Genomic DNA, 25,638 nt, shown 5'->3' with positions numbered 1-25,638 from the left:
CCATTCACTCCGAAGCTTGGGTCAGACCAGACCTGATACGGGGCCGGACGGCATACGGATGCACGCCGCTCAGCCCCGCCGGCGCGGCGGCCAGGGCACGATCGGGCTGACCCGCGCCTGATAGTCGCGATAGGCGTCGCCGCGCGAGGCCAGCATCTCGCGTTCGAGCGGCGGCACGCCGGAAATTTTCGCCAGCAGCCAGTACATGAACAGCGGCGCGGCGAGGCCCGCGAGGCCCGGCCACCACGGGCCGGCGAGCCCGATCAGCGGATAGGCGAGCCAGACCAGGATCTCGAAGAAATAGTTCGGATGGCGCGACCACGCCCACAGGCCACGGGCGCAGACCTTGCCGCGATTGGCCGGATCGGCGCGGAAGGCATGCATCTGCCGGTCCGCCAGCCCCTCGCCGGCGACCGATCCGGCGAACACGGCAAGCCCGGCCAGCGTCAGGCCGGGGGCGAGCGGGTAAGGGTTGCTCGCCGCGAGCGTCACCGCCAGCGCCAGCAGCCAGGCGACCGCGGCCTGGATCATCAGCAGGACGAACATCCGTCGTTCGAACCCCGCCCCCCATTCGGCGCGGAACCGGGCATAGCGCGCATCCTCGTGGCGGATGGCGGCGGTGCGGCGCAGGATGTAGCCGCCGAGCCGCCCGGCCCAGACCAGCACCAGCGCCGCCACCAGCAGCCGCCGCGCCGGCGGCGCCGTGCCGAGCGGCACCAGCGCGCCGACCGCGCCGGCAATGCCGGTGCCGAAGGTCCAGAACACGTCGACCCAGCCGGAATTGCGGGTCGCGCGCTGCGCCACCCAGGCGCCCGCCATCACCAGCATGAGAAAGAGCAGGAGCGTCAGCGCGAGTGCGGGATATGCCATGCGCAAGACATTCATCCGCCCCGCACTTCGTCAAGGGCCGGGCTGCGCGGCCGGCGCCGAAACGCTATATGACGCGGCAGACAGAAGGAGCCACGCCATGTCGCGCATCGACGAAAGCCGCAAATTCGTTCCCGTCGCCATCGCCGTGATGACCGTCTCGGACACGCGGACGGCGGAGACCGACAGTTCGGGCGACGCGCTGGCCGCGCGCGTGGTAGCCGCCGGCCACCGGCTCGCCGCGCGCACCATCCTGCGCGACGACGCCGACCTCATCGCCGCCCAGCTGCGCGCCTGGATCGCCGATCCGGCGATCGACGTGGTGATCACCTCGGGCGGCACCGGCATCACCGGGCGGGATGTGACACCGGAGGCCTTCTCCCGCGTGCTGGAGAAGGAAATCGAAGGCTTCGGCGAATTGTTCCGCATGCTGAGCTACCAGAAGATCGGCACCTCGACGATCCAGTCCCGCGCAATCGGCGGGGTGGCGGGCGGCACCTATCTCTTCGCCCTGCCCGGCTCGACCGGTGCGGTGAAGGATGGCTGGGACGACATTCTTGTCTTCCAGCTCGATTCCCGCCACCGCCCGTGCAACCTCGTCGAGCTGATGCCGCGGTTGCAGGAACATCTGACCGCCTGAACACCTGCCCCGCGCGCGCGCGCGCCCGCCGGTCAGATCGGCGGCGGGCCGGATTTCATCCGCTCCATCGCGAAGCGCGAGCTGACATTGCGCAGCGGCACGGCGGCGATCAGCCGGCGGTAGAACGCATCGTAGGACGGGATGTCCGGCGCCATGACGTGCAGCAGGTAGTCGACATCCCCGCTCATCCGCCAGGCGCCGACGATCTCGGGCATGGTCGCGACGACCTCGGCGAAGCGGGCGATCCAGCCATCCGAGTGATCCGCCGTCTCGATCGAGACGAAGACCGACACCGGATAGCCCAGCCGCTCGGGCGAGAGTGCGACCACCCGCCCCTGGATGACGCCGGCCTCCTCCATCCGCTTGATCCGCTTCCAGCACGGCGTTGCCGAAAGCCCGACCTCCTTCGCCATGATGGCGAGCGGCACGGTGGCATCGCGCGCGAGCAGGCGGAGAATCGCGCGGTCGATATTGTCGAGCGCGATGGCGGCGGCAGGCGCGGCGGCGCCGGCTGAAGCGGCCGCCGCCGGGCTGGTCCGGGCTTTGTCAGCCATTCCAAATTATCCTTCAGATTTAGACTCGTTTTTCGTATGCCCGGGGTAATTCAGAAAATCAAACTTATTTTCAGCTGAAAACGCCGAATTCGGAGAAACCTGTTTTCCTGCCCCGGCCGCGTTCCTATACTCTGGCGGTGCAGGAGATACCATGATCCCGATCGCGCTCGATCCTCGTCTGACCTCGCTCGGCGTTGCCGGCAACGGCCCGCTGGCGGTGCGCCGCTATCGCGCGTTGCAGGCGGCGGGGGCCGAGGGCGCGCTGCTGTTCTCCGACGATCCCGGCGCCGAGGCGGTCGAGGCGGCGGGGGCAAATCTGCGCCGCGCCCTGCCGGACGAGGCGGCGCTGGCGGCGCTGCACGTGCTCTGGATCGTCGATCTGCCGGCCGAGGTGGCGGAAGCGCTGGCGACGCGGGCGCGGGCGGCGCGCGTGCTCGTCAATGTCGAGGACGTGCTGCCGTTCTGCGATTTCCACTCGGTCGCCGAAATCCGCCGCGGCGACCTGCTGCTCACGATTTCCACCGCCGGCGCCGCCCCCGGGCTTGCCGGCGTGCTGCGCCGCGATCTCGAAACCCGGTTCGGCCCGGAATGGGCCGATCGCGTCGCGCAGATCCGCGCGCTGCGCCGCACCTGGCAGCGTGAGGGCGTGAAAATGCCCGAGGCCGCGCGGCGGATCGCCACTCTCGTCGAGGAAGAAGGCTGGCTCGCATGATCCGACATCCCGCATTCGCCCCCGGCAGCGTCTGGCTGGCCGGCGCCGGCCCTGGCGACCCCGCGCTGCTGACGCTGGCGGCGCTGCACGCGATCGAGACCGCCGACGTGATCCTGCACGACGCGCTGGTGCCGGCCGAAATCCTCGCCCTCGCCCCGGCGGCGACGCGGCTGGTGCCGGCGGGCAAGCGGGCCGGCGGCATCCACACGCCGCAGCTCTCGATCAACGAGGACCTGATCGCCCTCGCCCGGCAGGGCCTGCGGGTGCTGCGCCTGAAAGGGGGCGATCCGTTCATCTTTGGCCGCGGCGGCGAGGAGTGCCTCGCCCTCGCCGCGGCGAGCATCCCCTTCCGCGTCATCCCCGGCATTTCCGCCGGCATCGGTGCCGCGAGTGCGGCGCATATGCCGATCACCCATCGCGGCGTCGCCCGCAGCGTGGTCTTCGCCACCGGCGAGGCGGGGCCGGCCGGCGGCGAGGTGGATTTCGCGGCACTCGGCCGCGCCGCCGATACGCTGGTGCTCTACATGGCACGGCAGAATATCGGCCGGATCGCCGCCGCCCTGATCGCCGGCGGCCGCAGCCCGACCGACCCGCTCGCCTTCCTGCTCGACGCCACGACGCCGCGCGAGCGCGTCGTCCACACCACGATCGGCGCCGCCGCCGCAATCGCCGCCACCCTGCCGCCGGCCGCCACACTGGTGATCGTCGGTCCCGTCGCCGGAATCGGTGCGATGATCGCGCCGCACCGCCCGGAAGCCGAACCCTCGATCCGCTCCGCACAAGGTTGACATCATGACCCGCATCGCCGCCCTGCCCCATTCCGCCCCCTTCGCCCCCGAGGACATCGCCGTTCTCGACAAGGTGATCGGCCGCGCCTCCAGCACGCAGCGCGCCTGGCTCGCCGGCTTCCTCGCCGGGATCGACGCCGCGAAGGGCGACGCCGCCGCCCCGGCCGCACCGCCGGCGGCGAAGACCAAGCTCACCATCCTGTTCGCCACCGAATCCGGCAATTCCGAGGCCCTGGCCAACGCCGCGAAGAAGGACGCGCAGAAGCGCGGCTTCGCCCCCCGCGTGCTGGACATGGCGGATATCGCCCCCGCCGCGCTGGCCGAGGCGGAGAACCTGCTGGTCATCGCCTCGACCTGGGGCGAGGGCGAGGCGCCGCAGCGCGCCGCCCCGTTCATGCGCGCCCTGCTGGCCGAGGACGCGCCGGCGCTGGACGGCGTGACCTTCGCGGTGCTCGCCCTCGGCGATTCCTCCTACGCGCAATTCTGCGAGACCGGAAAGCAGATCGACGCGCGGCTTGAGGCGCTCGGCGCCCGCCGCATCGCCCCCCGGCTCGACTGCGATCTCGACTACGAGGCCCCGGCCGCGAATTTCATCGACAGCCTGTTCACCGCGCTCGCCCCGCAGGCGGATGCCGGCTCGGTCATCCATGTCGATTTCCACCGCGCCGAGGGGGTGGAGATCAGCAAGGCCAACCCGTTCGAGGCCGAGGTTGGGGCGCTGCACCCGATCACCTCGTCGCGCTCGGAGAGCGAGACGCTGCATCTCGAACTCGACCTCACCGGCTCCGGCCTGAGCTACGAGCCGGGCGACACGCTGGGCATCGCGCCCACCAACGCGCCCGCACTCGCCGATGCGATCCTCGGCGCGACCGGTCTTGCCGGCAACGCCGCGGCGCGCGAGGCGCTGATCCGCGAGCGCGACATCACCACCCTGACCCCGAAGCTGATCGCCGATTATGCAGCACTGACCGGCGAGGCGAAGCTCGCCGCCCTCGCCGCCGACGAGGCCGCGCGCCCTGGCTTCATCGCCGGGCGCCAGCCGGTCGACCTGTTCGAGGCGTTTCCGCACCGTCTCGATGCCGGCCAGCTCGCCTCCCTGCTGCGCAAGCTGCCGCCGCGCTACTACTCCATCGCCTCGTCGCAGAAGCTGGTGGGCGATGCGGCGCATCTCGCCATCGCCAAGGTCGCCTATGAAAGCGCCGGCCGGGCGCGGCTCGGCGTCGCCTCCGGCATGGTCGCCGAGCGGCTGCGCGAGGGCGACACGCTGCCGATCCACATCAAGGCGAACCCGCATTTCCGCCTGCCCGTGGATGCGGCCGCGCCGATCGTGATGATCGGCGCCGGCACCGGCATCGCCCCCTACCGCGCCTTCCTGCAGGAACGCGAGGCGACCGGGGCGTCCGGCCGGAACTGGCTGATCTTCGGCCATCGCCGCTTCACCCACGACTTCCTCTACCAGCTCGAAATCCAGGACTGGCTGAAGAGCGGCGTGCTCAACGAGATCGACCTCGCCTTCTCGCGCGACCAGCCCGAGAAGCGCTACGTGCAGCACGTGCTGTGGGAACGCCGCGCGGCGCTGCAGGCCCAGCTCGCCGAGGGGGCCACGCTCTATCTCTGCGGCGACGCCAAGGCGATGGCCCGCGATGTCGATGCAACACTCGCGCGCATCCTCGGCGGCGACGACGCGCAGAAGGGCCAGGCAGCAGTTGACGCGCTGATCGCCGCCGGCCGCTACAAGAAGGACGTCTACTGATGAGCGAACCCGTTTCCGACCGCGCGAGCGCGACGCTGGACATGCTGCGCGCCGCACTGCACGCCCATCACGGCAGGATCGCGCTGGTCTCCTCCTTCGGCACCGAATCGGCCGTGCTGCTCGACATGGTGGCGAGGATCGACCGCACCCTGCCGGTGATCTTCCTTGAAACCGGCAAGCTGTTTCCCGACACGATCGCCTATCGCAACGCGCTGATCGCCCGGCTGCGGCTGCACGATGTCCGCACCATCCGGCCGGACCCAGCACATCTCGCCGAGCTGGACCCGGATGGCGGGCTGTTCGGGCGTGACCCCGATCTCTGCTGCACCATCCGCAAGACCATGCCGCTGGATGCCGCCCTCACCGGGTTCGAGGCGTGGATTTCCGGCCGCAAGCGCACCCAGTCCGACCAGCGGGCGCGCATCCTGCCGATCGAGACCGGGCCGGACGGGCGGACCATCGTCAACCCGCTGCATGACTGGGAGCGCGCCGATATCGACGCCTATTTCGCCGCCCGCCGCCTGCCGCGCCACCCGCTGGAGACGGAGGGTTTCCCCTCGATCGGCTGTGCCACCTGCACCCGCCGCGTCCGCCCGGGCGAGCCGCCGCGCGCCGGCCGCTGGAGCGGCACCAGCAAGACCGAGTGCGGCATCTTCCTCGACCGCGCCGGCCAGGCCGCCTGACCCGACAACGCCAGGGCAATTTCCGATCCTTCCGGAGCGGATGCAGCGCCCTGTCATATCGATAAACTGAGCATCCCTGTCCGGTCAGATGGCTCCATCGGATCGGGTGATGCACCAACCGAAAGATTGCACCATGGCGGATCGTGACGTCATTCAGCTTTCCCGCAACGAGGACATCAAGGCGCGGAGCGACTTTCTCCGCGGCACGCTGGTCGAGGAACTCGGCCAGCAGGCGCTCGGCGGCCTGACCGAGGATGGCGGCCAGCTCGTCAAGTTCCACGGCATGTATGTCCAGGACGACCGCGACTTGCGCCCCGAACGGGCCAAGCGCAAGCTCGACCGCGCCTATTCCTTCATGGCGCGGCTGCGGATTCCCGCCGGCGTGCTGACGCCGCGCCAGTATATCGCGCTCGACCGCATCGCCGATGAGCGGGCCAACGGCACCATCCGCGTGACCACCCGCCAGACCGTGCAGTTCCACGGCATCATCAAGTCGAACGTGCGCGCCGCCCTGCAGGCGATCGACGCCGCCCTGCTCGACACGATCGCGGCCTGCGGCGATGTGAACCGCAACGTGATCTCCACCGCCAACCCCTATCTCTCCCGCGCCCATGCCGAGGCGGCGGAGGCGGCGCGGGTGCTCTCGGCGCATTTCCTGCCGCGCACCGGCGCCTGGCGCGAGGTGTTCATCGGCGATGAGCGGGTGCTCGGCGGCGAACCGGAGGCCGAGCCGATCTATGGCGCGACCTACCTGCCGCGCAAGTTCAAGATCGCCATCGCCGTGCCGCCCTCGAACGATGTCGACGTCTTCGCCCACGACCTCTCCTACATCGCCATCGTCGAGAACGGGGTGATCGCCGGATACAATGTCGTGGTCGGCGGCGGCATGGGGGCGACGCATGGCGAGCCTGAAACCTATCCGCGGGTGGGCGACGTGATCGGCTATTGCCCGGCGCATCTGCTGATCGACTCGGCCGAGGCGGTGCTGACCACCCAGCGCGATTTCGGCGACCGCACCAACCGCAAGCACGCCCGGCTGAAATACACGATCGACACCCACGGGGTCGACTGGTTCCGCGCCGAGGTCAACCGCCGGATGAGCACCCCGCTCGAACCCGCCCGCCCCTTCACCTTCGCCGGCAATCACGACCAGCTCGGCTGGACCACCGACGCCGAGGGCCACCACCACCTCACCCTGAACATCGTCAACGGCCGCATCGCCGACCGCGACGATGCGCGGCTGAAATCCGCCCTCGCCGCCATCGCCGCCCTGCCCGGCCTCATCGACACCGGCGCGATCGTGATGACCACCAACCAGAACATCATCATCGCCCGCGCGAACGATGCCGAGCGCGCCGCGATCGATACGATCCTCGCCGAACACCGGGTGAGCCAGGACGTGTCCCGCCTCGCCGAAGGGGCGATGGCCTGCGTCGCCCTGCCGACCTGCGGCCTCGCCCTGGCCGAGAGCGAGCGCTATCTGCCGACGCTGGTTGCGAAGATCGACGGGATTCTCGCCGGCCACGGGCTTGCGGAGCAGAAAATCACCATCCGCATGACCGGCTGCCCCAATGGCTGCGCCCGGCCCTATATCGCCGAGATCGGCCTGGTCGGCCGCAATCCCGGCAAATACAACCTGATGCTCGGCGGTGCTGCCGACGGCTCGCGGCTCAACACGGTCTATCGCGAGAATGCCGGCGAGGCGGAAATCCTCGCCGCCCTTGAGCCGGTGATCGCCGCCTATGCGAAGGACCGCCAGCCGGGCGAGGGTTTCGGCGACTACACGCGGCGCGCCGGCATCGTCTGAGCTTGCATGAAAAAACCTGGCCGGAGATTTCGCTCCGGCCAGGTTGGCTTCAACCCTGGAGCACTTTCCGATCCTTTCGGATCGGATTTAGTGCTCTACCACATTGATAATTAGAGCATCATCTGATCAGATGTTTCCATCTGATCAGATGATGCTCTATGTCGCGCGGTGGACTTATTTTACCGCGCAGACGCCGAACTTGTCCGGCGTGCCGGCCGGATGGGTCGGGGTCGAGAGTTTCACCGTCCCGAAACTGCTGCCGGGATCGGTCGGAAACGCGGTCTTGCCGGCGGGGAAGCAGTTCGCCGCCAGCAGATAGGCCATCACATCCGCATATTCCGCCGGCTTCAGCGAGCCGGGATCGTTGAACGGCATGTTCTGCGTGACGATCGTGTTCAGGATCGAGGCGGAATAGCCGTTCTTGTTCGCGGTGGTCAGGAAGTCCTTGCCGGCGATCGCCGGTGCCGCGACGCCCTGCAGATTGGCGCCATGGCAGCTTGCGCAATGCGCGGCATATACCGCCTTGCCGGCGGTGGCCTGCGCCATGGTGTAGGACACGCCGCCATCGCTGCTGGTGGCGGAGACGCGGATCAGCCGGGCGACCGGCGCTTTCGCGACCGGGGCGGCGGCGGGCCGGATCATCGCCTGGGCAGCGGCGTGGTGGGTCGCCTTGGCGGCGCAGAGATGCTGCACCATCGCGGCGACGGGCGTGTAGAGCACGAGCATGGAACCTTCCTTCCTGACCATGGCGGCGCCGGCGGTGGCGATCGGCGTGCTGCCGAGTTTCACGGCTCGCCATACCAGCCAGCCCTGCGCCATGCCATAGCCCGGCGCGCGCGGCGCCGCACAGCCATTCTCGACCGGCGCGCCGGAAGGCACGCCAAGCCCGGTATTGGCCATCGCACCGAGCATGCCGCCGAAGACGTCATGCGCGCCGGGGCGGCCTTCGGCCATCGCCAGCGTCTGCAACGCCTGCGACACGTCGACCTCATAGGCGCCGAGCCCGCGCGCCTTGGCCGCGTCCTGCAGGCTCGCGACCGAGGATTGCAGGTTGACCAGCACGCCATGCAGCATCGGCACGAAAGGCGGCGAGGCGCGGCGGTCGAGCAGGGTGTTGACCTCGCCGATCGCGCCAACCGGATCGCCGGGCAGGCCGGCGGCGGCATCGTAGGCCTCGTCCTTGGTGCCGACGAGCAGGTTGATCGCGCGATGGGCGGCCGCCTTGTAGCGGGCGGGGCCGTTGGTCGCGTCGTTCTCGACGGTCATGATCGTGCCGACCGCGAGACGGATATTGGCCAGCGTCGCCGCCGCCCGCGCCTGATCGGAAGCGGGTGCGGCGGCATGGGCGCAAGGCAGAGCGAGGGCGGCAAATGCCGCCCCCGCGATGATCAGGCTACGCGCAAAACCAGTCGGTGACATTACTTCGCCAGCGCAAACATGGTCAGCATGGTGCCCTTGTTGGTCTTCGGCATGGTCGGCAGCATCTGGTTGCCAGCCTGGCCGGACGCAACCGCGACGTATTCCGTGTTGCCCTGGGTGAAGGCAACCGGCGGCGCGATGATCGGGGAGCCGGTATCATAGCTCCACAGCTTCTTGCCGGAGGTTGCGTCATAGGCGTTGAAGTCACCATCCTCGAGACCGGTGAAGACGACACCGGTCGAAGTCGAGAGGGCGCCGCCCGCCATCGGCAGCTTGGAATTGTCGCGCCACGCGAAGACGCCGGTATTCACGTCGATCGCGTTGAACTGCCCGGTGTTCGGCCCGACGAATTTCGGGAACGCGCCACCGAGGTAGAACTGCCCGGCGATGTAGACCACCTTCTTCGTCGACCGCCAGAAGCCGCACTCGTTCGAGCTCGGCAGGTAGATCATGTTGGTCTTCGGATCGTAGCTGCCGCCGTTGTATTCGACGCCGCCATTGGTGTTCGGGCAGGCCACGTTGCCCTTCAGGCTCGGCGGCAGGTTGAGGTGGTATTGCATGGCAATGGCGAGATGGCTCACCAGCTTGCCGGTCTGCGAGTTCAGCAGCCAGAAATTGCCCGCCTTGTCGCCATCGGCGACCAGCGGCATTTCCTGCCCGTTCACCTTGCCGGTGAACAGGATCGGCGGCATCACCGGATCCCAGTCATGGGTGTCATGCGGGATGAACTGGTGCGCCCAGACCATCTTCGGCTTCGCACCCGAGATGTTAATCGCGAGCAGGCTGTCCGAATAGAGGTTCGAGCCCTTGCGCGCCGGGCCGTTGAAGTCCGGCTGCGGGTTGCCTGCATTGGCATAGAGCATGCCGGTCTTCGGGTTCAGCGCCATCATCGTCCACACGGCACCACCGCCGCGCTTCCACGAATCACCGCTCCAGGTATTGTGGCCCTTCTGGCCCGGCCCGGGGATGGTCTCGTATTTCCACTCGACCTTGCCGGTGGTCGGGTTGATCGCCTGGATCACGCCGATTCCACCCCAGTCGCCGTTGGAGATGCCGAGCAGCAGCACTGTCTTGCCGGTCTTCGGGTTGGTGTAGGGCAGCGGCTGCATCGTGTAGAACGAGTTCGCCGTGTCGGAGACCTCGACCTTGTCGAACACCTTCTTGCCGGTCGTCGCGTCGAGCGCGATCAGGTGGCCATCGAGCGTCGCGAGATAGGCCTTGCCGTCGAGCAGGGTGACGCCGCGGTTGGCGGCGAAGGAGATGACATGGGGATTGTCGGAGAATTCCCACTTCAGCTTGCCGGTCTTCACATCGACGGCATAGACGTGGTCATGCGCCGAGGTGATGTAGGCGGTGCCGTTCCAGATCACCGGAGCCGCCTCGATCGGGCCGTTGTCGGAGACCTGGAAGGTCCAGACCGGCTTCAGCTTGGAAACGTTGTCCGGGGTGATCTCGCCGATATCGACGTAGCGGTTGTTGTCGTAGTTCTTCGCACCGAGAATCCAGGTCGAGTTGCTGGCCGCGGTGTTGGTGTAGTCCTTCGGCGTCGGCGTGGTGTTGGAAATGGCGCCCGCATGGGCAATCCCGGCAATGCCGGCGGCGAGAGCGGCGGCGGCAACGCCGCCGACGAGGCCGCGGCCTCCCTTGATCCAATTCGACTTCATCTTCGTTTCCCCTGTTGAAAATCAGGCTGCGTGCCGGGACGCGGTGACGCACCCGTGGCTGCGTGATAACGCTATCATAAGCGGCGAAACGATCAAGCTTTCGTGTCCACTTTGCGACAGGCTGTTCCCAAACGGAGCAACGCCGCCGCGCGAGGGCGGCTTTCCCCGCCGGGAAATGGCGATATAGTCGGCCCATGCCAGACCTGATCGACCAGCTTGCGGCCGCACTCGGGCCGGGCGGCGTGCTCCTCGCCGCCGACGAGATCGCCCCTTACGGCGCCGACTGGCGCGGCCTGTTCAGCAACACCCCGCGCGCCGTGCTGCGCCCGCGCGATGCGCAGGGCGTGGCCGCCGCCCTGCGGCTCTGCGCCGCCGCCGGCGTGCCGGTGGTGCCGCAGGGGGGCAACACGTCGATGGTCGCGGGCGCCGTGCCGGCCATGGCGGGGCGGGAGATGGTGCTCTCGCTCGCGCGGATGAACGCGGTGCGCGCCCTCGACCCCGCGGGGCTGACCATCGAGCTTGAGGCCGGCGTGCCGCTGCGCGCAGCCCAGGAGGCCGCCCGCGCCGCCGGCGCGCTGCTGCCGCTGTCCATCGGCTCGGAGGGCTCGGCGACGATCGGCGGGGTGATCTCCACCAATGCCGGCGGCAACAACACGCTGCGATTCGGCAATGCGCGCGACCTCGTGCTCGGCCTCGAAGTGGTGCTGGCGGACGGCACGGTGTGGAACGGGCTGCGCCGGCTGCGCAAGGACAATACCGGCTACGCGCTGCGCCAGCTCTTCGCCGGCGCCGAGGGCACGCTCGGCATCGTCACCGCCGCCGTGCTGCGCCTCGCCCGCGCGCCGCGCCAGTACCAGACCTGCTTCTGCGCGCTCGACAGCGTCGATGCCGTGCTCGACCTGTTCGCCCGCTTCCGCAACGAGGACGAGGCGGCGCTCTACGCCTTCGAATACATCTCCGGCGCCGCCATGGCGGTGAACGCGGCGCACATGCCCGATTTCCGCCTGCCGCTGGCCGCCCCCGCGCCGCACTACGTCCTGCTCGAACTCGCCACCACGCGGCGCGGCGACAGCCTGCGCGACACCGCGGAGGAGGTGCTGGCGGATGCGCTGCGGGATGGCGTGATCGGCGATGCCGCACTCGCCGAATCGGAGGCGCAGCGCGCCGCCTTCTGGGCGCTGCGCGAGCATCTCTCCGAATCGCAGCGCCGCGCCGGCGCCTCGGTGAAGAACGACGTCTCGGTGCCGGTCGCCGCCGTCCCCGCCCTGCTGGAGCGCGCCGCCGCCATGCTCGCCGCCCGCCACCAGGGCGCCCGCATGGTCGCTTTCGGGCATATCGGCGATGGCAACATCCATCTCAACGCGCTGCAACCCGAGGGGGCCGACCCCGCCGCCTTCATGGCCGGCGCCGAGGCGCTGATGGAGGATGTCAACGCCATCGTCATGGAACTCGACGGCAGCTTCTCCGCCGAGCACGGCATCGGCCTGGTCAAGACCGAGGCCTTCGCCCATTGGCGCGCCGCCCCCGAGCGCGAGATCATGCGCCGCATCCGCGCCGCACTCGACCCGGCGGCGACGCTCAATCCCGGCAAGCTGTTCTGACCTGAGGTCGCCCGCGCTCCCGCTCAGAACCGGTAGCGCGCGCGCATCCCGATCACGAAATTCCGCCCCGGCGCCGGCTCGTAATAGGCGGCGTTGCTCGCCGCGATCACCACGGCGCCGACATAGGTGCGGTTGAACAGGTTGTCGATGCGGGCGAACTCGTTGAAGCGGATCGGCCCGAAATCCTCGCGGAACCCGGCGGCGAGCCCGGCGGTGAAATACCCCGCCGCATAGGCCGAATTCTGCGAATCGACATACATCCGGCTCTGCCACTGGCCATTCGCCTGGGCGTAGAACCCGCTTGCCGGATCGTGCCAGTCGAGCTCGCCATAAATGCGCTGGTCCGGCACGCCGGGCAGCGCCTTGCCGGCGAACTGGTTGGCGAGGAAATGCGCCTTCAGCAGCGAGTAGGAGCCGTAAAGTTCGAGATGATGCGGCAGATGCGTGTCGATGCTGAGATCGACGCCGTTGCGCGCCGTCTGCCCCTGGTTGGAATAGGCGGTGCGCGCATCCTTCGAGGAGGACACCTCGATCTCGTTGTTGGTATGGATGTGAAACACCGCGAGCTGGAGATAGGTATCGGCGCCGATCAGGCTCTTGATCCCGGCCTCGAAATTCTGGCTGCTGGTGGGGCGGAGTGCGGAATTGAACCCCGCCTGGCCATTGGGCAGGTAGGCAAGCTGATCGAGCGTCGGCGTCTCGAACCCCTCGCCGTAATCGGCGTAGAGATTGGTCGTCGGCGTCAGGTGATAGGTCGCGCCGGCAACGAGGCTCGTGTTTCCATAGCTGACCGAACCGGAATCGTTGGTCAGCGCGCTGGTCACGTAATTGTCGGTCACGCTGAAATAGTCGTTGCTGTGGCGAAGCCCGACGACCAATGTCGTGCGCCTGGTCAGGTGGGCGTTCACTTGCGCGTATTCGGCGATATTGCGCGCCACGTCCTGCTCGTTGCGGCGCAGCGCGCCGATCGCGCCATACTCGTTGACATAGCCCTTGCGGTGCTGCTGTTCGTAGCCGAAATCGACCCCGCTCACGAGGGTGAGCGGAATGCCGGCGACCCGGTCCTTATGGGTAAAGGAGGCATCGATCCCGCCGGATTTGCGGGCGAGATCCACCACGCCGCCGCCGGAGGCCGCGAAATTGCCGGTGAAGGGCAGGAATTGCAGCACCGAATGCGTCGCCTCGTAGACGACGACGCGCACGCTGTTATGCGCGTTGAACCGATGGTTGAAGACCAGCCCGAATTGCAGGTGGCGCAGCACCTTGCGGGTGCCGAATTTTTCGGTGTTGGTGCCGGCCTGGGTCGGATCGGCGTGATATTGCGCCGCGGTCAGCCCGCCGGGGTCTTCGGAATAGGGCTCGTTCAGCCCATCCACGAGCAGGGTGTAGCTGGTGTCCGGGCTCACCTCGACGCGGAACTTGCCATAGAATTGCTGGCGCCTTGCAGCACTGTGCTGGCGGTAGCCGCCGGTGTAGAAATCCGATGCGTTCATCATGTAGTTGAACGAACCGTCCTGCCCGAGGCGCGCCGTGCCGCCATAGCTCGCGCCGACGCGCCAGCCGCCATAGGAGGCGGCGGTGATGCCGCCGCTCACCGTCGGCCGGGCCGGGCCATCCTTGCTGAACACCTGGATCACCCCGCCCGAGGCATTGCCGTAGAGCACCGAGAACGGGCCGGTCAGCACCTCGATCCGGTTGATGTCGCCAAGATCGATCACCTCGGAATCGGTCGTCCCGTCCGGCCCGGTCAGCGTCATGCCATCGACGAGGATGCGGATGTTGCGCACGCCGAAGGGCGTCTGCGCGCCGAACCCGCGCGAGGTGATGCGCAACCCTTGGGCATAATCCTGCCGGTTCTGCACATCGATGCCGGGCACGCGGTTCAGCGTCTCGCTGAGGTTCTCCTCCTCGTTGGCGAGGCTGACCTGCCGGCCGGAAACACTGTAGATCGACACCGGAACATCGAAGCTCGGCTCCGGCGTGCGGGTCGCGCTCACCACGATCTTGCGGATCGCGATCTCCCCCGGCGAGGGCACGACCAGCGGCTGTGCCACCTGCCCGCGTGCCGGGGCAGCGAACGCCGTGCCCCCGAGAAGGGACACGGCGAACAGGCAGAGCCGGCGGGACATCAGTAGACGACGACGCTGCGGATGCTCTCGCCCTTGCGCATCAGCTCGAAGCCCTCGTTGATCTGCTCGAAGGGCAGGACATGGGTGATCAGGTCGTCGATGTTGATCTTGCCGTTCATGTACCAGTCGACGATCTTCGGCACATCGGTGCGGCCGCGCGCGCCGCCGAACGCGGTGCCGCGCCAGTTGCGCCCGGTGACCAGCTGGAACGGCCGGGTCGAGATTTCCTGCCCCGCGCCGGCGACCCCGATGATGATCGAGGTGCCCCAGCCGCGATGGCAGCATTCCAGCGCCTGGCGCATCACCTTCACATTGCCGATGCACTCGAAGGAATAGTCCGCGCCGCCATCGGTCAGGTTGACGATATAGGGCACGAGATCCTCGCCGATCTCGGCCGGGTTGACGAAATGCGTCATGCCGAATTTCTCGGCCATCGGCTTGCGGCCGTTGTTGAGATCGACGCCGACGATCATGTTCGCACCGGCGAGACGCGCGCCCTGGATCACGTTGAGGCCGATCCCGCCGAGACCGAAGACGACGACATTGTCGCCCGGCTGCACCTTGGCGGTGTTGATCACGGCGCCGATCCCGGTGGTCACCCCGCAGCCGATATAGCAGATCTTGTCGAAGGGCGCGTCCTCGCGCACCTTCGCCAGCGCGATCTCCGGCAGCACGGTGTAGTTGGCGAAGGTCGAGCAGCCCATGTAGTGCATCACCGGCTCGCCGTCGCAGGAGAAGCGCGAGGTGCCGTCCGGCATCACCCCCTTGCCCTGGGTCGCGCGGATCGCGGTGCAGAGATTGGTCTTGCGCGACAGGCAGGATTTGCACTGCCGGCATTCGGGCGTGTAGAGCGGGATCACGTGATCGCCCTTCTTCACGCTGGTCACACCGGGGCCGATATCGACCACGACCCCCGCCCCCTCATGGCCGAGAATCGCCGGGAACAGCCCTTCGGGGTCAGCGCCCGAAAGCGTGTATTCGTCCGTATGGCAGATGCCGGTGGCCTTGACCTCGACCAGCACCTCGCCCGCCTTCGGCCCTTCCAGCCGCACGGTGCCGAGTTCGAGCTTTTCGCCGGCTTTCCACGCAATCGCGGCGCGAACGTCCATCGTATCCATCCTCCTCGGCGCGCCGTCCGGCCTCGCGGGGCCGGCACCATCACGCCATGCTGTTGATCGGCGGAGCCTCTCTCGCTCCGACCGGGCGATGCCACCCGGCCGGATCAGGCTCCAGGGCGGTCAGGCCGCGAGCTTGCCGTTCGCCTTCGCGACATGGGTCGCGATGGCGTCCATCAGCGGCGGCGAGAGGCAGTCATACGGCTCAAGGCCGAGTTCCTTCAAGCGCGCGCGAATGGCGCCCATCTCCGCGGGCGGCGTGCCCTGTTCGATCACCGAGGAGACGAAGGCGGCGAATTCCGGCGCCGACCAGCCCTGGTCGGACGACAGCTCGGTATGCACGAAGTCGAGCCCGTAGAACGGATGGTCCTTGTTCTCGATGCGGCCGAACATGTGCACGCCGCATTCGCGGCAGGCATGGCGCTGGATGACCGCGTTGTGATCGACGATGTGCAGCTTGTTGCCGTTCTCGACGATGTGAACCTTGTCCCGCGGCACCACCGCGACGACCGAGAATTTCGCCCCTGCCGGCTTCCAGCATTTGGAACAGCCGCAGGCGTGGTTGTGGGCGGTCTGCGAATCGACGCGCACCACCACCTGGTGGCTCGGGCAGTGGCAGCGCAGCGTGCCGCCGGCAAAGCCGGACGCGCCCGGCTTGATTCCATTGTCGATGGACGGATGCAGCGAGATGGCCATGTTTCCGAACTCCCTTTCGTTCAGAGCGGTTTCCGATCCATCCGGATCGGATGTCGTGCTCTATATTGTTGATACCCAGAACATCCTGATCCGGCGCGGGGCATGGCCCCGCATCGTCACTCCTTGGGCATGGCCCCGCATCGTCACTCCTTGGGCATGGCCCCGCATCGTCACTCCTTGGGCATGTCCCCACATCGTCACTCCTTGGGCGTGGCCCCGCCCCGTCACTCCTTGGGCGCGCCGGTGCCGACGGCGCCGACCGCGCGTGCCTTCACATACTGGTAGATCACGTGGATCTGGTGCGGGGTGAAGAACCCGGCCCAGCTCGGCATGCCCTTCGCCTTCACCCCGGTCATCGCGACATTGGTGAAGCCGGCCTCGGTCATGCCGTTATTCAGCGACGCCCGCAGGTTGGGCGCGTAGGATCCGCCGACGGCATCCTCGCCATGGCAGCGGAAGCAGTAGGAGTTGAACAGCTCGTAGCCGCGGAAGACATCCTTGGTCACCTTTTCGGTGCCGGGCTGGAAGATCGGGAAATCGACCTTCACCGTCTTGCCGTTGACCTTGTAGCTGTAGGTCTTGCCGGACGCGGCGGCCGGCGCGCCCGCGGCTTGTGCCCCCTTGAGGCTCAGGATCCAGGAGACGATCTCCTTGGTGTCGGCCTCCGAGAGCTGCGGGTGCGCTGGCATCGGGATCTTGCCCCAGGTGCCGACATGCCCCTTGCGGATCGCGTTCACCAGCGTGTCCTCGGCGCCGGACTGGCCGGCGAATTTCTGCGCCACGGCGTCGAAGGCGGGGCCGACGACCTTCTGGTTGATCGCGTGGCAGGAGAAGCAGTCGCTCCCCTTGGCGAGCTGCTCGCCCTTCGGCATCGCGCCCGCGCCGCCGGCGGCAAAGGCCGCCGCGCTGAGCAGCCCGGCAGCGGCGGCGCCAATCACGCTCGCGCCGATGAATGATGAAATCGAACTCTTGGTCATGCGTATCACTTTCTCATGCTTCGGATCGTGGCGCGGCCCGTTTCAGCCGTTGGAGTAATTGTAGTGCCGCGGGTTCGGCATCAGACCGACATTGAATTTCGCGAGCGTCGCGGCGATCTCCGCCTTGTGGGTGGCGATCACCTTGTCGAGTGCGGCGCGCAGCGCGGTGTCGCCCTTCCGCACGCCCATCGACATCGCATAGGAATAATGCACCGCCGGCAGCCCCGGCCCGTATTCCTCCGACGGCACCCGGCGCAGCTGCAGATCGGGATAATCCTTCATGAACGCGCCGATCGCCGGCTCCCAGGTCACCATCACGCCGACCTTGCCATCCTGCACCGCCTGCAGCAGTTCGCGCGGCGAGGCGGCGGGATTGCCGGCGACGTGGAACACCACGGCATTGCGGATCAGGCCGAGAATCTTGACCGCGGTCTCCGGCGTGGTTTCCGCCTCGAACCCGATCTTGACCGAATGCATCGAGACCGAGCGCATCGAGCGGATGTGCAGATGCTTGTCCTTGCGGGTCACGAACACGTAGGAGGAGCGGTAATAGGGCTTGGTCGCCAGCTCCTCGTTGTCGCCGGCCGGCAGGTTCATGATAACGTCGCATTTGCGCGCGTCGAGATTGAGGGCGAGGAAGTTCGAGAAGCCGCCATGCGCGCGGTAGCTCGCCCAGGTATATTCGAGCTTGCGGCCCATCGCGTGGGCGACGAGTTCGGCGATCTTGTTCTCGAAGCCCTCGCCGGCGCGGTTCGAATAGGGCAGGTAGCCGGGATCGGCGCAAACACGCAGCACATGGCTGGTGCCGGAATGGCTGGTCTTGGAGGGCTGAGCGGTTGTGCTGGCCGCGGCGCTGCCCTTCGGTGTGGCGGCGAGGAAGGCGGCACAGCCCGCGAACATCATCCAGCGGGTCATCGACGATTTCATGGGTTTCACTCCGTCAGCATGGCCGGCCGGATATCGGGCCGGTTCCTGTCGTTGCAGGCGCCCGCCGCGCGTGGCCACGCGAGCGGGCAAGGCAGAAAAAGTTCCAGCCCGGGCAGGGGAGCGACCCGGGCTGGATGGTCAAGACGCGCCTCAGTTCGCGCTGGCCACTTTCGAGGGCAGCGAGAACACCATCAGCGTGCCGCCAAGGTTCGTGTAGTCGGTCAGCGTGGCGTTCAGGCCCACCGCGCCGAGACCGGCGGAGGATTTGTGCAGGTTGTCCGCCATGCCGATCGCGGCCCAGCCGCCGACACCGCTCAGCACCGCCACATACTGCTTGCCATCATGCATGTAGGTGATCGGATTGCCGATGATGCCGGACGGCGTCTTGAACTGGTAGAGGATCTTGCCGGTCTGGATGTCCACCGCGCGGAACATCCCCTTCAGCGTGCCGTAGAACGCGACATTGCCCGCCGTGGTCAGCGCGCCGCCCCAATCCTGGAACATGTCGTGGATCTGCCACTTGGTCTTGCCGGTCATCGGGTCATAGGCGATGAAGCGGCCGCGATAGCCGCCCGGCCCCGGGATCATGTTCACGATGGCGCCGACGAACGGGAAGCCGGATTTGTACTTCACGTTGAACGCCTGGTAGCTCATGCACAGGTGGTTCAGCGGCGCGTAGAACAGGCCGGTCTTCGGATCGTAGGAAACCGGCTGCTCGTCCTTGTCGCCCTGCGACGAGGGGCAGATGTCCTTCACGTTCTTGCCCGCCTCGGTCATCTTGGCGGGATCGACGATCGGCTCGTTGGTCTTCGGGTCGATCCCGGTCGCCCAGTTCACCGAGGGATCGTATTTGTGGATCGCGATCGGGCTGCCGTTCGCGCGGTTCATGACATAGCTGAAGCCGTTGCGGTCGAAATGCACCAGCGCCGGCACTTCCTTGCCATGATCCTTGACGTTGACGAGAACCATCTCGTTCACGCCGTCATAGTCCCAGCCGTCATGCGGGGTCATCTGATACACCCACTTGACCTTGCCGGTCTCGGGGTTGCGGGCCCAGATGGTCATCGACCAGCGATTCTTGCCGGGGCGCTGGCTCGGGTTCCAGGTGCCGGGGTTGCCCGACCCGTAATAGATCAGGTTCAGCTTCGGATCGTAGGAATACCAGCCCCAGGTGGTGCCGCCGCCCACTTTCCACTCGTCGCCCTGCCAGGTCTTGGTGCTCGAATGCGGGCCGACGGGCTTGCCGGTCGCGCCATCGATCGTCGTCGCCGGATCGATCAGCGTGTCCTTCGACGGGCCCTCGCTGTAGCCGCGCCAGACCATCTTGCCGGTATGGATGTCGTAGGCGGTGATGTAGCCGCGCACGCCGTATTCACCGCCGGCGATGCCGATGATGACGTTGTTGCCGACGACCATCGGCGAGCCGGTCATGGTCTGGCCATCAGTCGGGTGCCCGTTCTGGGCCGACCACACGACCTTGCCGGTCTTGGCATCGAGCGCATAGAGCTTCGCGTCGAGCGCGTCGACGAAGACCATCCCGTCGGCATAGGCCGGCCCGCGGTTGACGACGTCGCAGCAGGCGACCGGCGGCGCGTTCGTGTCGCGCGGCGGGGTGTATTTCCAGGCGATCTGGTCGGGGTGGTCCAGATTGATGGCGTAGACGTAGTTCGGATAGGAGGTCTCGTAATACATCATGTTGCCGATGACGATCGGCTGGCCCTCGAGGCCGCGATTGGTCCCGGTCGACATCGTCCACGCGACCTGCATGTTCTTCGCGTTCTTCGCGTTGATCTGGTCAAGCGTGCTGTAGCGCCAGTTATTGTAGGTGCCGGTCGGCATCACCCAGTCATTGGCGTTCTTCTGCATCTGCACCAGCGACTCGCTGCCGGATCCAGCCGCCTGCGCGGAAAGCACAAGCGCCCCTGCCCCCAGGATGCCGAAACTGGCCGCCAGCAGCGACCGCTTCAGCGATTTCGTCCCAAGTCTTGTCATTACGCTCCCTCCAGATGTGCGCCGGCGCCACATGACGACGGCTGCGGACGTTTGACGCGTTACCGGATTTCCCCGGCTGGCATCTGATCCAGCAATTCGCGTGCCAACCGCGCCGGCGGTGCCGGGGCGGCGCAAATCCTGAGGTTGTGCCGAAGCCTGTGGCGGAGCGCCGCGGAACAGGGTGACAATGTGTAATTTGTGTGGAACACTCTGTCTCGCGCTGTCGTCACCCGACAAGCCGTCACAAGAGCGGCATGCGAATGGCAGCGGATCCGGTCAGGGGAGCGACCAGAAGATGACCGACATGAAGCAGGGATGGGCGCGCGCCGCAGCGGCGCCGCCCGGCCGGGACTTCCGGCACGAGGACTATATCGAGGCGGCTTGGCGGCGCTGCCGCGACGAGTATGGACTGAACCCCGAGGCACCGCCGGCGGCCGTGCATGTGGGTGGCGCCGCACTGCGGCGGATCCGCGAGGAACACGCGCTGTTCGAGCGTCTCGGCCGGGTCGAGATGCACCGCCTGCTCGGGCAGATCGGCCAGCAGACCGCAACCTCCGCCGCCCCGTCGCGCTACGTGCTGATGCTGACCGACGCCGACGGCACCGTGCTCGACGTCTTTACCGACACCGCCAATGCCGGCCGCGCGCGGGCCGCGAACATGGTGCCCGGCTTCCTGTGGGACGAGCCGCATGCCGGCGTGAACGGCCCCGGCACCTCGCTGCACGACCGGCGCTCGCGCGTCGTCCACCGCGACGAGCATTTCTTCACCTGCAACAACAACATGACCTGTTCGGCGGTGCCGGTATGGGGTGCGAATGGCCGGCTGCTCGGCGCGATCGACGCCACCTGCCTCGATTGCGACGACAGCCGCGCCGCCCAGGTGCCGACCATCGCCCTGGTCAGCATGTCCGCCCGCATCATCGAACAGTTGCACTTCACCAACAATTTCCGCGACTGCATGATCATGCGCTTTCACGAGCGCCCCGAACTCGTCGGCCTGCCCTACGACTCTCTGCTCGCCGTCGATGGTGACGGGCTGATCCGCGCGGTGGACAATTCGGTGCCCGCCATGCTCGGCGCCAGCGGGCACGAGACGCTGGTCGGCCGCAGCGTGGCCGAGGTGTTCGACATCTCGCTCGACCGTCTGCTGGAACACGCCGAAACCCAGCCCTTCGCCATCTGGCCGATCGCCCATGGCAACGACCGGCACGGCTTCGCCAGCGTCTGGCCGGCGAAACGCGCCCGCGCCCGCCTCGCCGCCGGCGCCACCGCGCAGCGCCGCGCGATCGAGGTGGAACGCCCGGCGCGGACGCTGCCCGCCATGACCCGGCCGCGCCGCGACGCGCCGGCCCCGCTCGCCGCCCTCGCCGGCACCGATCCGGCAATGGCGCATAACGTCTGGCGCGCCGAGCGGGTGATGAACCGCGACATCAACATCCTCCTCCTCGGCGAGACCGGCACCGGCAAGGACACGTTCGCCCGCGCCATCCACGCCGCCAGCGCCCGCGGCGGCGCGCCCTTCATCGCCATGAGCTGTGCCGCGATCCCCGAGCAGCTGATCGAGAGCGAGCTGTTCGGCTACGAGGCCGGCGCCTTCACCGGCGCGCGGCCGGGCGGGGCGCGCGGCAAGGCGGCGGCGGCGCATGGCGGCACCCTCTTCCTCGACGAGATCGGCGACATGCCGCTCACCATCCAGGCGCGGCTGCTGCGCCTGCTCGAAGAGCGCGAGATCGTGCCGCTCGGCAGCACGACGCCGATCCGGATCGATATCAGGGTGATCAGCGCCACCCACCGCGATCTGGAGGCGATGGTCGCGCGCGGCGAATTCCGCATGGACCTCTACTACCGGCTCAACGGCGTCGCCCTCACCATGCCGGGGCTGCGCGAGCGGGCCGACCGCCAGCGCCTGATCGAGACGATCTGCGCCGAGGAGAGCGAGGACGGCGCGGTCGGCATCGCCCCCGCCGCGATGGCGGCGATGACCGCCTATGACTGGCCGGGCAATATCCGCGAGCTGCGCAACACGCTGCGGACCGCCATCGCCTTCGCCGATTCCGGCCGGATCGAGGTGCATCACCTGCCGCACATGATCGTCCGGCAGATGGGCGGCCCTGCGGCCACGCCGCAAGTAACCGTCGCCAATCCCGATCACGATCCCGGTCACGATCCCGATCCCAGTCATGATCCCGAACGCGCGCGCATCGTCGCGGCACTCGATGCGCATCACTGGCGCATCGGCGCCACCGCCGCCAGCCTCGGCATGAGCCGCAACACGCTCTACCGGAAGCTGCACCGCTTCGGCCTGATGAACGAGCCGAAGTGACGCGGAGGCCCATCGCCTATCTCGCCGGGCCAGACCTGTTCCTGCCCGGTGCTGCCGCCCATGCCGCGCGCAGGATCGCCATCGCGGCGCGCCACGGCATCGAGGCGCTCGCCCCGCTCGATGCGCCGCCGCCCGATTGCCGGCCCGGCGAGGCGCTGTGGCAGGCGATCTTCCGCCAGGACGTCGCGATGATGGAGCGCAGCGACATCGTCATCGCCCATCTCAGCCCGTTCCGCGGCGCCTCGGCCGATGCCGGCACGCTGGTCGAACTCGGCTGGTTCCTCGGCCGGGGCCGGCCCTGTTTCGGCTATTCCAACGCCGCCATCCCGTTCGCCGCCCGCAGCCGCATGCAGGTCGCGGCCCAGCCCGATCCGGTGGCCGGCACCGCGATCGAGGATTTCGGCCTCGGCGACAATCTGATGGTGATCGGCGCGCTCGAAGGCGGGCTGCTCACCCCGCCGGACGGGCAGGACCTGCCCTTCGACTCGCTCGCGATGTTCGAACGCTGTGTTGCGCGGGCGGCAGCGTTTCTTGCGGGCAGGTCGCCGCCAGGCTGAGCGTCGCCGCCGCCGGCGCGACGACGCGCCGGTGCAGCAGAGGGGCGAGGCCGCGCGCGACCAGCATGGAATGAAAATACTGGCAGGGCTGCGCCAGATGATCCTCGCTGTTGTAGAAATCGGCGCGCGGATAGCGGCTGCGGCCGGCGAGTTCGAGAAACCGCCCGCCATGAAGCCGATAGACGGCGCGGATCGCGCCTGTATCCGCAGCACTCAGCCTGACATCGCGGAAATCCGTCGGCAGCCCGCCGATCACGATCACCCCCCGCGCCGTCGCGGCGGCGACGAACCGGCCGATCAGCACCGTGCCATACCCGTCCCGGATCGCCCGCGCCGATGGCTCGACCCGATGCAGCCCGGCGAGGAAGGCGCGGTCGGCGGTGGCGAGCGACGTGCCGATCTCATCCCCCTGCGCATCCTCCTCGCGGGCAAGCCGCGCGCGCAAATGGCCAATCCCGCCCGTCCGCGCCGCCATCTCCGCCAGCGCCTCCAGCCCGTCCGGCATCGTGTTGTGGAAGGCCGCACCGAGTATCCGCCCCGGCTTCATGCGCCACAGCAGCGCGCGGTCGTGGCGAAACAGCATGGCGCCATCGACATCCATCCGGTTCGCCGCAGGGCTGACGTCGTATTGCTGCACCTCCATCGGCAGGTAGACGACATCGCCGCGATGCAGCAGGGGAAGCCAGCGGAGAAACAGATCGTCGAGCCCGATGCCGACGGCGATGCCGCCATTCTCGCACGGCAGCGCCAGCATCGCGCCGATCACCCGGCAGGAATGCGAATAGGGCCCGTTCGACCCGGCAAGGATCACCAGCTTCGGCGAGGGCAGCGCCGCGCCGCGGGCGAGTTTCTCGCGCATCTCCAGCCGCAGCAGGCCGAGCGAGAGCGGGCGGTCGAGCACGAGGGCGAAGGCTGCGAAATAGAGCGCGAGCGAGGCGATGGCGCAGAGAAACAACCGGCGCATCAGAACTGGAAATAGATGAAGGGAAGCGCAAAGGGCGCGAAGATCAGCGCCTGCGCGGTAAAGGCGAAACCGGCGATCAGCGCGGCATTGCGCCCGCGCACCCCGAGCGTGTGGATGTCGCGCGCGAGCAGCATGATCCCCCAGGCCAGCGCGATCAGCGCCGCCCCCTGCACCACGCTCATCGTCCGCGCCGCGCCAAGCCAGGGCAGCACCGCGACCGGCCGCGCGACCGCGCCGAGGGCGGGAATCGCGGCGATGAGCTGGCGCGGCAGCAGCACCCCGCCGGCGCCGACGAGCCCGCGCAGCACGATCCGGCAGGCGGCGAGGCTGTCGGCGCGGAACGGCACCCAGGCCAGCAGCACCGCCAGCAGCGTCAGCCCCTGCGCCGCCAGAAGCGGCAGGCGCACCCCGAACCGCCGCCACTGGTGATGGATCACGAGATACAGCCCGTGCAGCCCGCCCCACAGCATGAACGACCACGCCGCGCCATGCCACAGCCCGCCGAGCAGCATGGTGATCATCAGGTTGAGATTGCGCCGCACCTCGCCGCGCCGGTTGCCGCCGAGCGGGATGTAGAGATAGTCGCGCAGGAAGAGCGAGAGCGTGATGTTCCAGCGCCGCCAGAAATCCGAGATGTCGCGCGCCTGATAGGGGCTGCGGAAATTCAGCGGAAAGCCGATGCCGATCATCCGCGCGAGCCCGATCGCCATGTCCGAATAGCCCGCGAAATCGAAATAGATCTGCGCGCCATAGGCGAGCAGCGCCACCCATGCCTCGACGAGCGACAGCGAATGCCCTGCGGATGCCGCCGCGAAAGCGGGATCGGCGAAGCGGGCGAGACTGTCCGCCAGCACCAGCTTCTTGCCGAGGCCGAGGAGAAAGATCTCGATGCCGGCAACGAGATCCTCCTGCCGCACCCGGCCGCGATGGCGGGCGAATTGCGGAATGATCTCCCCCGGCCGGACGATCGGCCCGGCGATCAGATGCGCGAAGAAGGCGACGAAACAGGCATAGTCGAGAAAGCCGCACGCCGGCACCTCGCCGCGCGCGGTATCGACCAGATACATCACCTGCTGGAAGGTGAAGAAGCTGATGCCGAGCGGCAGCAGGATGCCGAGCGCCGGCGCGGGCAGGCCGAGCAGCGCCGCCCCGCTCGCCGCCAGCAAACCGGCATATTTGAACCAGAACAGCAGCAGCAGGTTCGCGCCAAGCCCGAAGATCAGCCAGCGCCGCGTCCGGCGCGACCGCCGCATCGCATCGGCCAGCAGGTAATTGCCGAGGATCGATCCTGCCAGCAGCGGCAGCAGCAGCGGCTTCCACCACCCGTAGAACACGAGGCTTGCCAGCAGCAGCACGCCGAGCGCGGCCCGCGCCCCGGCAATCCGCCCGGCCAGGGCGAATCCGGCGAGAAAGACCGGCAGAAACCCGAAGACGAAAAGGGGCGAGTTGAAAAGCACGATCGAAATACCC

21 protein-coding genes are annotated in these 25,638 nt (G+C 67.9%); 9 read left to right on the top strand and 12 right to left on the bottom strand.

Annotation, left to right across the window (positions count from 1 at the left end; translation table 11 throughout):
- Positions 1-69: 69 nt before the first annotated feature.
- Positions 70-870: a DUF1295 domain-containing protein gene (locus HUW10_RS14720; protein WP_174504176.1), complete on the bottom strand. Its 801-nt coding sequence runs from the start codon at positions 868-870 to the stop codon at positions 70-72.
- A gap of 97 nt (positions 871-967) precedes the next feature.
- Between HUW10_RS14720 and moaB the strand changes: the two genes are divergently transcribed.
- Positions 968-1,507, top strand: coding sequence for a molybdenum cofactor biosynthesis protein B (gene moaB, locus HUW10_RS14715; protein WP_013641037.1), 540 nt, complete (start codon positions 968-970; stop codon positions 1,505-1,507).
- Positions 1,508-1,539: 32 nt separating this feature from the next.
- Here the strand turns inward: moaB and HUW10_RS14710 are convergent, their stop codons facing one another.
- Positions 1,540-2,061, bottom strand: coding sequence for an Lrp/AsnC family transcriptional regulator (locus HUW10_RS14710; RefSeq protein ID WP_174504175.1), 522 nt, complete (start codon positions 2,059-2,061; stop codon positions 1,540-1,542).
- 151 nt (positions 2,062-2,212) lie between these two features.
- Here HUW10_RS14710 and HUW10_RS14705 point away from each other — a divergent pair, with 151 nt between their 5' ends.
- From HUW10_RS14705 to HUW10_RS14685, 5 genes are all read left to right on the top strand, one after another.
- On the top strand, positions 2,213-2,773 hold the full coding sequence (locus HUW10_RS14705) for a bifunctional precorrin-2 dehydrogenase/sirohydrochlorin ferrochelatase (protein ID WP_174504174.1): 561 nt from the start codon (positions 2,213-2,215) through the stop codon (positions 2,771-2,773).
- Positions 2,770-3,561, top strand: coding sequence for a uroporphyrinogen-III C-methyltransferase (cobA, locus tag HUW10_RS14700; protein WP_174504173.1), 792 nt, complete (start codon positions 2,770-2,772; stop codon positions 3,559-3,561). The genes HUW10_RS14705 and cobA overlap by 4 nt, the downstream gene beginning before the upstream one ends.
- 4 nt (positions 3,562-3,565) lie before the next feature.
- Complete coding sequence (locus HUW10_RS14695) at positions 3,566-5,314, top strand: sulfite reductase flavoprotein subunit alpha (protein WP_174504172.1); 1,749 nt, start codon at positions 3,566-3,568, stop codon at positions 5,312-5,314.
- Positions 5,314-5,997 carry a phosphoadenylyl-sulfate reductase gene (locus HUW10_RS14690; RefSeq protein WP_174504171.1) on the top strand — a complete coding sequence of 228 codons (684 nt, stop codon included), beginning with the start codon at positions 5,314-5,316 and terminating at the stop codon, positions 5,995-5,997. The genes HUW10_RS14695 and HUW10_RS14690 overlap by 1 nt, the downstream gene beginning before the upstream one ends.
- Positions 5,998-6,130: 133 nt before the next feature.
- The gene (locus tag HUW10_RS14685) at positions 6,131-7,804 is read left to right on the top strand and encodes an NADPH-dependent assimilatory sulfite reductase hemoprotein subunit (protein ID WP_174504170.1); all 1,674 of its coding nucleotides are present in this window, start codon (positions 6,131-6,133) and stop codon (positions 7,802-7,804) included.
- A 174-nt stretch (positions 7,805-7,978) separates the two neighbouring features.
- On the opposite strand, the gene HUW10_RS14680 is transcribed toward HUW10_RS14685, so the two are convergent.
- Together HUW10_RS14680 and HUW10_RS14675 are read right to left on the bottom strand one after the other, a co-directional pair.
- Positions 7,979-9,223: a c-type cytochrome gene (locus tag HUW10_RS14680; protein WP_174504169.1), complete on the bottom strand. Its 1,245-nt coding sequence runs from the start codon at positions 9,221-9,223 to the stop codon at positions 7,979-7,981.
- A complete protein-coding gene (locus HUW10_RS14675) occupies positions 9,223-10,887 on the bottom strand; it encodes a PQQ-binding-like beta-propeller repeat protein (protein ID WP_174504168.1) in 1,665 nt (554 codons plus the stop codon). Before HUW10_RS14675 ends, HUW10_RS14680 begins: the two co-directional genes overlap by 1 nt.
- A gap of 194 nt (positions 10,888-11,081) precedes the next feature.
- On the opposite strand from HUW10_RS14675, the gene HUW10_RS14670 reads away from it, so the two are divergent.
- The gene (locus HUW10_RS14670) at positions 11,082-12,488 is read left to right on the top strand and encodes an FAD-binding oxidoreductase (protein ID WP_174504167.1); all 1,407 of its coding nucleotides are present in this window, start codon (positions 11,082-11,084) and stop codon (positions 12,486-12,488) included.
- Between the two features lie 23 nt (positions 12,489-12,511).
- On the opposite strand, the gene HUW10_RS14665 is transcribed toward HUW10_RS14670, so the two are convergent.
- The 6 genes from HUW10_RS14665 to HUW10_RS14640 all read right to left on the bottom strand — a co-directional run bounded on the left by HUW10_RS14665 (position 12,512) and on the right by HUW10_RS14640 (position 20,324).
- A complete protein-coding gene (locus HUW10_RS14665; RefSeq protein WP_174504166.1) occupies positions 12,512-14,617 on the bottom strand; it encodes a TonB-dependent receptor in 2,106 nt (701 codons plus the stop codon).
- The gene (locus HUW10_RS14660) at positions 14,617-15,726 is read right to left on the bottom strand and encodes an S-(hydroxymethyl)glutathione dehydrogenase/class III alcohol dehydrogenase (protein ID WP_174504165.1); all 1,110 of its coding nucleotides are present in this window, start codon (positions 15,724-15,726) and stop codon (positions 14,617-14,619) included. The genes HUW10_RS14665 and HUW10_RS14660 overlap by 1 nt, the downstream gene beginning before the upstream one ends.
- Positions 15,727-15,855: 129 nt before the next feature.
- Positions 15,856-16,428 (bottom strand): S-(hydroxymethyl)glutathione synthase, encoded by a 573-nt coding sequence (gene gfa, locus HUW10_RS14655; RefSeq protein ID WP_174504164.1) that lies wholly within the window; start codon positions 16,426-16,428, stop codon positions 15,856-15,858.
- A gap of 224 nt (positions 16,429-16,652) precedes the next feature.
- Positions 16,653-17,405 carry a c-type cytochrome gene (locus HUW10_RS14650; protein WP_174504163.1) on the bottom strand — a complete coding sequence of 251 codons (753 nt, stop codon included), beginning with the start codon at positions 17,403-17,405 and terminating at the stop codon, positions 16,653-16,655.
- Positions 17,406-17,447: 42 nt separating this feature from the next.
- Positions 17,448-18,332, bottom strand: coding sequence for a transporter substrate-binding domain-containing protein (locus HUW10_RS14645; RefSeq protein ID WP_174504162.1), 885 nt, complete (start codon positions 18,330-18,332; stop codon positions 17,448-17,450).
- 150 nt (positions 18,333-18,482) lie between these two features.
- The gene (locus HUW10_RS14640; protein WP_174504161.1) at positions 18,483-20,324 is read right to left on the bottom strand and encodes a methanol/ethanol family PQQ-dependent dehydrogenase; all 1,842 of its coding nucleotides are present in this window, start codon (positions 20,322-20,324) and stop codon (positions 18,483-18,485) included.
- A 295-nt stretch (positions 20,325-20,619) separates the two neighbouring features.
- Between HUW10_RS14640 and HUW10_RS18555 the strand changes: the two genes are divergently transcribed.
- Both HUW10_RS18555 and HUW10_RS14630 read left to right on the top strand, forming a co-directional pair.
- Positions 20,620-22,647: a sigma-54-dependent Fis family transcriptional regulator gene (locus tag HUW10_RS18555; RefSeq protein ID WP_174504160.1), complete on the top strand. Its 2,028-nt coding sequence runs from the start codon at positions 20,620-20,622 to the stop codon at positions 22,645-22,647.
- A complete protein-coding gene (locus tag HUW10_RS14630; protein WP_174504159.1) occupies positions 22,644-23,204 on the top strand; it encodes a nucleoside 2-deoxyribosyltransferase in 561 nt (186 codons plus the stop codon). The genes HUW10_RS18555 and HUW10_RS14630 overlap by 4 nt, the downstream gene beginning before the upstream one ends.
- Here the strand turns inward: HUW10_RS14630 and HUW10_RS14625 are convergent.
- A complete protein-coding gene (locus HUW10_RS14625) occupies positions 23,098-24,168 on the bottom strand; it encodes a hypothetical protein (RefSeq protein ID WP_174504158.1) in 1,071 nt (356 codons plus the stop codon). The genes HUW10_RS14630 and HUW10_RS14625 overlap by 107 nt on opposite strands.
- Complete coding sequence (locus HUW10_RS14620; protein ID WP_174504157.1) at positions 24,168-25,625, bottom strand: MBOAT family protein; 1,458 nt, start codon at positions 25,623-25,625, stop codon at positions 24,168-24,170. The genes HUW10_RS14625 and HUW10_RS14620 overlap by 1 nt, the downstream gene beginning before the upstream one ends.
- Positions 25,626-25,638: the final 13 nt, after the last annotated feature.

It is taken from the genome of Acidiphilium sp. C61 (assembly GCF_905116885.1).
GTDB lineage: Bacteria > Pseudomonadota > Alphaproteobacteria > Acetobacterales > Acetobacteraceae > Acidiphilium.
The sequence above is the reverse complement of the archived record's forward strand: the minus strand, read 5'-3'. Positions and strand labels throughout refer to the sequence as shown.